Consider the following 10,398-nt stretch of genomic DNA (forward strand, 5'->3'; position numbering starts at 1 on the left):
CTCCCAACCCACCCAATCTCGCCCCCACTGGGAGGTGCCCCCTATGTGCTTTGGTGTTGAATTTTAATTCGTTGTAGTACAACCATTTGTTATTCACACGCCAACCTATTCGATCGCCAAAAGCGTCCCAAATTTCCCGATCGTATTCTCTGCTTCCTCCCAGACTTTGATAGATGCGTTTCTGCACCGAAAAGCCGAAACGTCCGTTACTGTATTTTACCCAAAGTTGGTCAATAGTTCGTAAGTCTTCACAGGGGAATCGATCGATATCTTCAGCCCTCAGCCAGCCATCCCCCGCTCTCCCCGCTACTTCCAGCATTTTTATTGCCGTTTCCCCATCCGCCTCTTGCCATTTTCCGCTAGCCAACAGCCGATCGAGGTTGCGATAATCGACTCCTTTTGCTGAAATCAAATTTATACGTTGTGGCTGTGGCTGCGGGCTAGGAATCCTTGGCAAAACACCCCCTCTTTGCCCCCAATTACCAAGGGTAGGTTGTGGAAGCATAGCCAACCATTTTTGAACCGACTGAGGGCGCTTTGTCTCATCCATTTCCATCCCTTTCATAATTGCTCGATTCACCGCATCGCTAATATTAGGATTAATCTGAAACGGCGGCTTTAAAGGATCATTGAAAGCCCTCATAAATGCAGCAGTTGGTGGTGTACTCGTTAGCATATAGTATAGCGTTGCCGCCAGAGCATAAACATCTGTGTACTCAGCAAATCTGCCCATTTCCCCGTACTGTTCGGGAGGCGCAAAACCATGTGTTAATCCAAAAGTCATTTGTTGAGTGCGATCGGGAATAAAACCCCGCGCCAAACCAAAATCAATCAAAACTGCATCTTGATTGTCACGCACCATAAGGTTTTCTGGCTTGATATCCCGATGTAGCAAACCTTTTTCGTGAACTACTATTACCGCTTCTCCCACTTTGCGGATGTAGTTCAAAGCTTCGGTTTCTGACAGAATACCGCGCCTTTCCACCCATTTCCACAAATCTTCTCCTGCCACATATTCCATCGCAATGCAAGGCAAATTACCACGATCGAAATAGTTGTCTATTTGCACAATATTGGGATGCCTGCACACAGATAGCTTTACCGCCTCATCGCGGAATCTGTCCCGATACCGGGCGAAATTTGGATCTCTCAATAATTCATCTTTCAGCGTTTTGATGACAACCCGCTGCCTGTTTTGCGCCTTCTGCGCTAGGTAGGTGATGCCAAAGCCGCCCTCACCTAACTTGCGTTCAATGATATACCGATCGCCATTTAAGCGCTGCCCCGGTGTCCAAATCATTCCCCTCACCGCCAACCAATATTAATTTTTATCTCGGCCTAGCCTGTATTTTAACTGTATTTTCTAAGTGCGGTTTAATTCCACGGGCTCAACTTCAGTTCGCCTTCCCGGTGATGGTTGGCTTTTAGTTCGATCGCCCTTTTCCGACATAATTCGATCGACAAATTCGCCACAATCCCATTAAGAATCCTAAATCCCAAAACCTCTTTGCCCAAAGAGGTCATTTCTATGGCAACCTAAAAAACAGCAGACACAATTTTATAGACCTTCGTAACAAAACTCTACCAATCAACTATGCAAACTCTGCCGAATCCAACTAAAACCCCTAACCCTCAGCCGATTTTCGACACCAGCATCAAACGCCGCAAAACCCGTCCCGTCAAAGTCGGCAGCATCACCATCGGCGGAGGCAACCCAGTCGTCGTACAATCGATGATTAACGAAGACACCCTCGACATCGACGGTTCAGTCGCAGGAATTCGGCGCTTGCACGAGATTGGCTGCGAAATCGTCCGCGTTACCGTGCCCAGCATGGCCCACGCCAAAGCATTAGCCGAAATCAAGCAAAAATTGCAAGAAACCTACCAAGCCGTGCCCCTGGTTGCCGATGTCCACCACAACGGGATGAAAATTGCCCTGGAAGTCGCCAAACACGTAGACAAAGTGAGAATCAATCCCGGACTTTACGTGTTCGAGAAGCCGAAAGCCGACAGAACCGAATACACTGACGCGGAATTCGCGGAAATTGGCGCAAAAATCCGCGAAACCCTGGAACCTCTGGTGATTTCCCTGCGCGATCAAGGTAAAGCTTTGCGAATCGGTGTCAATCACGGTTCCCTCGCCGAACGGATGCTGTTTACCTACGGCGACACCCCCGAAGGCATGGTAGAATCCGCCCTAGAATTTATCAGAATTTGCGAATCCCTCGACTTCCGCAACATCGTGATTTCGCTGAAAGCCTCCCGCGCGCCGGTGATGGTGGCTGCTTACCGCTTGATGGCGCACCGGATGGACGAACTGGGCATGGATTACCCGCTGCATTTGGGCGTTACGGAAGCTGGCGATGGCGAATACGGCCGCATTAAATCCACGGCTGGTATCGCCCCGCTGTTGGCTGACGGCATCGGCGACACTATCCGCGTCTCCCTGACAGAGGCCCCGGAAAAGGAAATTCCCGTTTGCTACAGCATTCTGCAAGCCTTGGGATTGCGGAAAACGATGGTTGAGTATGTGGCTTGTCCTTCCTGCGGCCGCACTTTGTTTAATTTAGAGGAAGTCTTGCACAAAGTGAGGGAGGCGACGAAGCATCTCACGGGTTTGGATATAGCAGTAATGGGCTGTATTGTCAATGGCCCGGGAGAAATGGCTGATGCTGACTACGGCTATGTCGGGAAGCAACCGGGTTATATTTCTCTGTACCGCGGCCGGGATGAGATTAAGAAGGTTCCTGAGTCTCAGGGTGTGGCAGAATTGATTGATTTGATTAAGTCGGACGATCGCTGGGTTGAACCTGAGTAAGCCTTACTGGATTTAATTTTGAGGTTTGGGGCGGGTTCAAAGCAAAGGGTGTCAACAATCGCCTGAAACCGTTGAAAAATCTCGCTTTGTATCCGAGGCCCGATCCCCCCTAGCCCCCCTTAAGAAGGGGGGGACAAGAGTATTCAAAGTCCCCCTTTTTAAGGGGGATTTAGGGGGATCTAGACTTTGGTACAACGCCGAAATACCAAGGATTCTAGGCGTTGACAAATCAACTTCCTAAACCTGCGTCCCTATTCAGGCGCGGCAGCCTCCGCTTCGGGAATACAACTCGGCAAAGTTGAATAAATATGTATCCAAAATCCGACCAAGCCTTGCCTGTGTTAGATTGGGCGTGATTATTCTGAAATCTTTTGCTCCGGCGCGTCAGACAAATGGTTATAACAAAACGAGGGCTTATTCTAAGTGCTACAGCAGTTGCACTCACTGCTGTAACTCTTGTCAACACTGGTTGCAGTTCTAAATCTCTGGCTTCTTTTCGGGGAAGTCCTAAAGAATTGGTTGATGAAGTTTGGCAGATTATTGACAAAAGTTATGTTGATGGCACTTTTAACCAGGTTGACTGGAAAGCAGTGCGAAATGATTATTTGAAGCGGACTTATACCAGCGATGAGGAAGCTTATAAGGCAATTCGGGAAATGCTGAAGAAGCTGGACGATCCTTATACGCGGTTTATGGATCCTCAAGAGTTCAAAAATATGCAGGTGGAAACTTCTGGGGAATTGACAGGAGTTGGGATTCAGTTGACTCAAGATGAGAAAACTAAAAAGTTGGTGGTGATTTCGCCAATCGAGGATACCCCTGCTTTTACTGCTGGTATTCTGGCAAAAGATATCATTACTAAGATTGACGGCAAAACCACTGAAGGTATGGATACGAATCAAGCGGTAACTTTGATTCGGGGCCCGGTAAATAGTAATGTGACTCTGACTATCTTGCGGGACAAAAAGGAAATTGATTTTAAGCTCAAGCGCGCTAAAATTGAAATTCATCCGGTGCGACATTCGGTGCAGAAAAGCCCGATCGGCGAAATCGGCTACATTCGCTTAAATCAGTTTAGTGCGAATGCTGCATCGGAAATGCGATCGGCAATGAAGGATTTGGAACAGAAAAAGGTGACAGGCTATATCCTAGACTTGCGTTCCAATCCGGGCGGGTTGCTGTACGGAAGTATTGAAATTGCTCGGATGTGGCTCAAGGAAGGTACGATCGTTTCGACGGTCGATCGAGTCGGGGAGGCCGACAGACAAACTGCAAACAAGGGAGAGATTACTGATAAACCCTTGGTTGTACTCGTAGACGGCGGTTCAGCCAGTGCTAGCGAGATTCTATCCGGTGCTTTGCAAGACAACAAACGCGCGGTTTTGGTGGGTACAAAGACTTTTGGTAAGGGTTTGGTGCAGTCGGTACGCGGCGTGGGAAATGGTTCGGGTTTGGCGGTGACAATTGCCAAATATTTTACTCCCAACGGCACTGATATCAATCACATGGGAATTAAACCGGATTTTGTGATTGAACTCACCGACGCTCAAAAACAGGAGTTGAGGCGCGATCGCGATAAAATTGCTACGACGGCAGATCCGCAATACGCGAAGGCTTTAGAAGTTTTGACAAAAGAAGTTACTGGCAAAACAGGGAACAATAAGGCGGAGGCGAAACCGAATGCTGCGCCAGCTAAGCCGAATGCGGCGCAAGCAAAACCGAGCGCGGCACCGGCTAAATCCAAGTAGTTTTGAGTCACAAAAACTTCAGTAAAGAAGGACTAAAGTCCTCACTACGAACCAGGTTTGTAGTGAGGACTTTAGTCCTTCTTATCTTCAATCTAAAATCTAAAATCTAAAATCTAAAATTTGGTTGGTTGACATTTTCCCGCGCGAATTAAACCGATGCGTCGGGCGATGGCATCTTCGGCAGAATCGTAAGGGCCCCACTTGTCTATAATAGTAGGGTCTTGTTCTTCGATTTGGGCGATCCTCTGCGTTGGCGTAGCCCCCGTAGGGGCGGGCTCCGCCAACGGCAAAATCTCGCAATTACCGGCCAGACGTTTGACAATATAATATTTTAGTGTTGGTGTCATAGCTAAATTCGTCAGACAAAAGCTGGATACTAACGAAGCAATTCACTGATTGTATCAAATAGATATCCGCTTTCAACCGGGCAATTAATAAGAATTAAAAAAAACTAACACTTTCGGAAGATGCCAGAAAAATTATCTATTATCAAAATACAAGCATTTGTCCCAACAGTGCATCCAAATATTTCCAAAATACAAAAACCTACTCATCTATACAAAAAAAACAATGCAATTTGTCCCCAAAACAATCTCCGAAAATCAACCAGAAATCATCCCAATTAAAGAATCCCCGCCGCCAGAACTTGTGACTTTCGATGTCAGCGGGATGAAATGTGCAGGCTGCGCCAAAGCAGTTGAACGCCAACTCATGCAGCATTCAGGTGTAATTTCAGCTTGCGTTAACTTAGCAGTAGAAGTTGCAACGGTTGAGTGCCAACCGGGGGCTGTCGATGCAGAAGCTTTAGCAAAAAAGTTGACTGATAACGGATTTCCCTCTGTGTCTCGGTTAGGTGGAAATCAGCAAGAAGCCGAAGCGGCAACAGTTGAACGGCGGCGGCAAGAAATTCGACAGCAAATCAATCAATTGTCGATCGCCCTTATCCTCATTATTCTATCCGGTTTAGGTCACATACTCGGCACCAAAGCCCCAATTCTCAGCAACATCTGGTTTCACTGGGGACTCGCCACCCTCGCATTGCTGCTACCTGGCCGCCCGATTATCGTTGACGGCTGCCGCAGTTTGTGGCGAAACGCACCAAACATGAACACTTTAGTAGCTTTAGGCGCTGTCACAGCTTACACCGCTAGCAACGCGGCGCTGCTGTTTCCACGGATGGGATGGGAGTGCTTTTTTGACGAACCAGTGATGCTGCTGGGCTTTATTTTGTTGGGCAAAACTCTCGAACAGCAAGCCAGACGGCGCGCTGCATCAGCTTTGCAAGCTTTAATTGCATTGCAGCCGGCAACAGCCCGCTTAGTTGATTTTAAACTGCCGATTTTAAATTTAGACTCGGAAGAATTGCCCCCAAACTCGACATCTCAACTCCACAATCCACAATACATTGAAATTCCAGCCGATCGCGTCCGAGTCGGAGAATGGCTGCAAGTTTTACCAGGGGAAAAAATTCCAGTAGACGGCGAAGTCTGCGAAGGTAAAACAACTGTAGATGAATCGATGTTGACTGGCGAATCGATGCCTGTTTTGAAACAACCAGGAGATACAGTCGCAGCGGGAACTATCAATCAATCCGGCGCAATTGTGATGCGCGCAACTCGCACCGGTCAAGAAACAACTGTAGCTCAAATGGTGGCTTTGGTGCAAGCTGCCCAAACTCGCAAAGCGCCGATTCAAAATTTAGCTGATACTGTCGCCGGATATTTTGTATACGGCGTAATGACGATATCGGCTTTAACTTTCCTATTTTGGTATTTTGCCGGAACTCATATTTGGCCTTCTGTGCTTTTAGGACACGATATGGGGCATGGGGCATCGGGCATGGGGTGTCGGGCATGGTAAACCAATTACCAATGACCAATTACCAATTGCCTATTATCCATTATCAATCTTCTGTGTTGTTAAGTCTGAAATTGGCGATCGCAGTTTTAGTTGTCGCTTGTCCTTGCGCTTTGGGACTTGCTACCCCAACTGCAATTTTAGTCGGTTCTGGTATCGGCGCGGAGCGCGGACTTTTAATTCGCGGTGGCGATGTTTTAGAACGGGTACATCAATTAGATACGGTGGTTTTTGACAAAACGGGTACTCTCACAACCGGCAATCTTACACTCACTGATTATTTGCCGATTTTCCAGAATTCGGATTGGGATTTGAACTCGGATATTAATGTGGGAAACAGCCAAGATGTTGCTTCCACAATTGCCACAATTGACTCAAAACTGCTGCAAATTGCCGCAGCGGTGGAAAGGGGCGCTTGTCATCCCATCGCCGCAGCGATTTTGCTGGAAGCGCAACAGCAAGGTTTGCCGCTGCTACCTGCTGAGGATTTCTACACGGAACCGGGATTGGGGGTTTCTGCTTTGGTTGAGGGGCGGCGGGTGTTCGCGGGGAATGCCGCGTGGATGAGCGAGCACGGCGTGGCTGTGGCTGCGGAATTTTTGGAGTCTTGCAAAGGCAAAACGGCGGTTTTCGTGGCTTCTGGGGGCGTTTTGCTGGGGGTAATCGGGCTAAAAGATACTCTGAGGCCGGATGCTAAGGCGGCGGTGGAACGTTTGCGGGAGATGGGATTGCGGGTGATGATGCTGACGGGGGATACGGAGGAGGCGGCGGCGGTGGCGCAGCAGCAGCTAGGTTTGGCGGCGGCTGATGTTTTGGCCCAAGTGCGACCGGATGGAAAGGCAAGGGCGATCGCCCGTTTGCAAGCTCAAGGCTGTAAAGTTGCTGTGGTGGGGGATGGCATCAATGATGCGCCTGCTTTGGCTCAAGCTGATGTCGGTATCGGTTTGCACTGCGGCACTGATGTGGCAGTTGAGACGGCTCAAATTGTGCTGATGCGAAATGCTTTGATGGATGTTGTTGAGTCGATCGACCTTGGTCGCGCTACTTTTAATAAGATTCGCCAAAATTTATTCTGGGCTTTTGTTTACAATACTTTGGGAATTCCAGTTGCAGCCGGTATCTTGCTACCTGCAACCGGAATTCTACTCACTCCTGCGGCGGCGGGTGCATTTATGGCCTTTAGTTCTGTTAGCGTTGTTACCAATTCTTTGTTGCTGCGCCGGAACTTTCGAGCTTAAATGTAGGGCTTGCAGATAAAAGTCCTCAGTCATCGGTCATTAGCCACAAACTAATGACTGATGACCTCATCCCAATACGGATACAAGCCCCTCACACCAGGAGTCGAGATCCAAGAAGTTTCGACGTTAGTTCGAGGCCCCAGATTCATCTGTGGAGTCAATCTAAAATCTAAAATCTAAAATCTAAAATCGACTGACTGACTGATGGCTACAGTGCCATACTTTCCAAGAGCCGCCAATTATTGTTTTTCATAATTGAATGACTGACTAGCTCGAACATTTGACGGCAGTGGTTATTGGTTTGCAGTGGTAGTTCCTCGTTTTTAATCACGAAGTTCATGCGAACCTCTGAGTCGCTGGCCGTGTTTTTTTCGATTAGGACTTCTGCTGTGACAAGTTTCGGAATCGAAACTTGACCGGGAATTTCGCGAGCCATGAGGGAATCTCCTGTATTGTAGATAATATCAAGATTGCATGACTCTAAAATTTCAATCAGAGACTGACGGAGACGGTCGATCGGAACGGCAACGATAAAAAAACCAGTATAGCGAGCCATAGAAAACTCCAGCCGTGAGGCATTTAGACTTTCTTATCATACAGAACCTAGAAGAGATCGACAGAACAATATGGATTTATTTTATTTAGATGGAAAGTTAGGCTCATGAAGGGTAAATTTATTGTGTTTGAGGGCGGCGAAGGTGCGGGTAAAACTACTCAAATGCAGCGGTTGATACATTGGCTGCAATCAAGTTGCTATTTGAAAGTCGGGTTGGTGGCTACTCGCGAACCGGGGGGGACTGAGCTCGGAAAGCAACTGCGACATTTATTGCTTAAACAAGATTCGGGAGAATTGGTATCGGAGATGGCAGAATTACTGATGTATGCGGCCGATCGCGCTCAGCACGTCGAAACTTTTCTGAAACCAGAGTTATCTAAGGGAACGATTGTCTTGTGCGATCGCTTTACTGACTCTACGATTGCTTATCAGGGCTACGGCCGCGGTCTTAAGTTAAATTTAATTAAGCAGTTGAATGAAATTGCCACGGGCGGCTTGCAAAGCGATCTGACTTTGTGGCTGGATATTGATGTGGAAGCGGGTTTGGCGAGGGTAAGGGCTCGGGGAGAGCGCGATCGGATGGAGCAAGCTGATTTTAACTTTCACCGCCTCGTGCAGCAAGGTTTTGGGGAGTTAGCCGAGGAACATAAATCTCGCATTGTTCGCATAAATGGCGATCGGTCTGAAGATGAAGTCGCCCAGGAAATCCAAACCATTGTGACTCGCAAGTTAGAAGCTTGGGGATATCTAAATAATCCCAATTCCGAAAAGTAAGCTGAGATACGTGGCCAGAAACCGGGTTTTTCTACCAAATATTTGCTAAAAATCCCCAATCTCGATAAAAAACTTGGTTTCTAAGTTCGTAGCTAACTAACCGTAGGGTGCGTCAGGGGGCAAAATTCTTGAATCGGTAGTTATCACATTCAGCCCCCCTGACGCACCCTACAATAACTAAAAAAAATATTCCATCCATTAAATCCGTTACATCCGTTACAGAATCCGTTGCCGAACTTCCCTCTTCCTTCTTCCCTCTTCCTTCTTCCTTCTTCCTTCACAAACATGGATTATTTCACATCATTAATCGGACAAAATGGAGCCGTAGAATTACTAACCCAAGCAGTCGATCGCAACCGAATTGCTCCCGGTTATTTATTTGTAGGTTCTAACGGTATCGGCAAAAGTTTAGCCGCTCAGTGTTTCATCGAGCTTTTATTCTCAGTCAATCTTCCCGAAAAACAATCGCTCAGCTCCCTGCAAAATCGCGTGCGGCAGCGAAATCATCCAGACTTGCTCTGGGTAGAACCAACTTACATCAATCAAGGCAAACGGCTTTCGGCAAAGGAAGCAGAAGAAGCAGGTTTAAAGCGGAAAGCACCGCCCCAAATCCGCTTAGAACAAATTAGAGAAATTAGTGATTTTTTGAGCAGACCGCCTCTAGAAGCTGGGCGTTCAGTTGTAGTTTTGCAGCAAGCAGAAACAATGGGCGAGGGAGCCGCTAACGGCTTGTTAAAAACCTTGGAAGAACCGGGAAAAGCAGCCTTAATTTTAATTGCTCCCACTGTGGATGTTTTGCTGCCGACTTTGATTTCTCGCTGTCAAAAAATCCAGTTTTCGCGGCTGAATTCCGAAGCAATGGCACAAGTTTTGCAGCAAGCCGGATTCGCGGAGATTTTATCCCATCCCGAGGTAATGGGGATGGCTCAGGGAAGCCCTGGCGAGGCAATTGCTATTTGGCAGCAACTGCAATCAATCCCCGATGATTTCCTACAAAAGGTGAAACAGTTGCCTCAAAATCTGCGGTGTGCTTTGGAATTAGCCAAGGAAATTGATAAAACTTTGGATACTGAATCTCAGTTGTGGTTGATCGATTATTTACAGCATTGTTATTGGCAGCAATTTTTGACCGGGGGAATTGCTCGATCGCCCTTAGAGCCCTTAGAAAAAGCGCGACAATATTTGCTAAACTACGTACAGCCGCGATTAGTTTGGGAATGCACGCTTATGGGAATTTGTCAATCCCTTTGAAATTTTAGATTTGAGATTTACTTCACAGACTGGGGGGGTGACAAAGAGGTCTACGAGATAGACTGTATAAGGGTTGCAGCCCGCATACCTTGTTGATAAAAGCGGCGTTTAGAAGGACTTAACTTCATTAACTGTTCCACATCGAAAGAATATTGT

The 10,398-nt window shown here is 47.4% G+C and carries 9 protein-coding genes and 1 pseudogene; 5 read left to right on the forward strand and 5 right to left on the reverse strand.

Features of this window, described 5'->3' with window-relative positions; translation table 11 throughout:
* A partial coding sequence (locus AACV78_RS12230) for a serine/threonine-protein kinase (protein ID WP_194074409.1) occupies positions 1-1,300 on the reverse strand: 1,300 nt, incomplete at its 3' end.
* 74 nt (positions 1,301-1,374) lie between these two features.
* Entirely contained in the window at positions 1,375-1,524 is a 150-nt protein-coding gene (locus AACV78_RS12235) for a hypothetical protein (RefSeq protein WP_194012632.1), read from the reverse strand.
* Between the two features lie 70 nt (positions 1,525-1,594).
* On the opposite strand from AACV78_RS12235, the gene ispG reads away from it, so the two are divergent.
* Together ispG and ctpC are read left to right on the forward strand one after the other, a co-directional pair.
* Positions 1,595-2,818, forward strand: a complete 1,224-nt coding sequence (gene ispG / locus AACV78_RS12240; RefSeq protein ID WP_194012633.1) for a (E)-4-hydroxy-3-methylbut-2-enyl-diphosphate synthase — start codon at positions 1,595-1,597, stop codon at positions 2,816-2,818.
* A gap of 392 nt (positions 2,819-3,210) precedes the next feature.
* Positions 3,211-4,566 carry a carboxyl-terminal processing protease CtpC gene (gene ctpC, locus AACV78_RS12245; protein WP_194012634.1) on the forward strand — a complete coding sequence of 452 codons (1,356 nt, stop codon included), beginning with the start codon at positions 3,211-3,213 and terminating at the stop codon, positions 4,564-4,566.
* A 113-nt stretch (positions 4,567-4,679) separates the two neighbouring features.
* On the opposite strand, the gene AACV78_RS12250 is transcribed toward ctpC, so the two are convergent.
* A complete protein-coding gene (locus AACV78_RS12250; RefSeq protein WP_194012635.1) occupies positions 4,680-4,913 on the reverse strand; it encodes a DDE transposase family protein in 234 nt (77 codons plus the stop codon).
* A gap of 223 nt (positions 4,914-5,136) precedes the next feature.
* On the opposite strand from AACV78_RS12250, the pseudogene AACV78_RS12255 reads away from it, so the two are divergent.
* Positions 5,137-7,661: pseudogene (locus AACV78_RS12255) on the forward strand (heavy metal translocating P-type ATPase).
* A gap of 208 nt (positions 7,662-7,869) precedes the next feature.
* Here the strand turns inward: AACV78_RS12255 and AACV78_RS12260 are convergent.
* The gene (locus AACV78_RS12260; protein WP_194012637.1) at positions 7,870-8,217 is read right to left on the reverse strand and encodes a hypothetical protein; all 348 of its coding nucleotides are present in this window, start codon (positions 8,215-8,217) and stop codon (positions 7,870-7,872) included.
* Between the two features lie 105 nt (positions 8,218-8,322).
* Here AACV78_RS12260 and tmk point away from each other — a divergent pair, with 105 nt between their 5' ends.
* Complete coding sequence (tmk, locus tag AACV78_RS12265) at positions 8,323-8,991, forward strand: dTMP kinase (RefSeq protein ID WP_194012638.1); 669 nt, start codon at positions 8,323-8,325, stop codon at positions 8,989-8,991.
* A 149-nt stretch (positions 8,992-9,140) separates the two neighbouring features.
* Here tmk and AACV78_RS12270 read toward each other — a convergent pair whose 3' ends face one another.
* Complete coding sequence (locus tag AACV78_RS12270; protein WP_194012639.1) at positions 9,141-9,278, reverse strand: hypothetical protein; 138 nt, start codon at positions 9,276-9,278, stop codon at positions 9,141-9,143.
* Between AACV78_RS12270 and AACV78_RS12275 the strand changes: the two genes are divergently transcribed.
* The gene (locus AACV78_RS12275) at positions 9,277-10,242 is read left to right on the forward strand and encodes a DNA polymerase III subunit delta' (protein WP_194012640.1); all 966 of its coding nucleotides are present in this window, start codon (positions 9,277-9,279) and stop codon (positions 10,240-10,242) included. The two genes, AACV78_RS12270 and AACV78_RS12275, sit on opposite strands and share 2 nt — an antisense overlap.
* The last annotated feature ends 156 nt before the right edge of the window (positions 10,243-10,398 follow it).

It is taken from the genome of Tychonema sp. LEGE 07196, from assembly GCF_963890365.1.
Taxonomy (GTDB): domain Bacteria; phylum Cyanobacteriota; class Cyanobacteriia; order Cyanobacteriales; family Microcoleaceae; genus Microcoleus.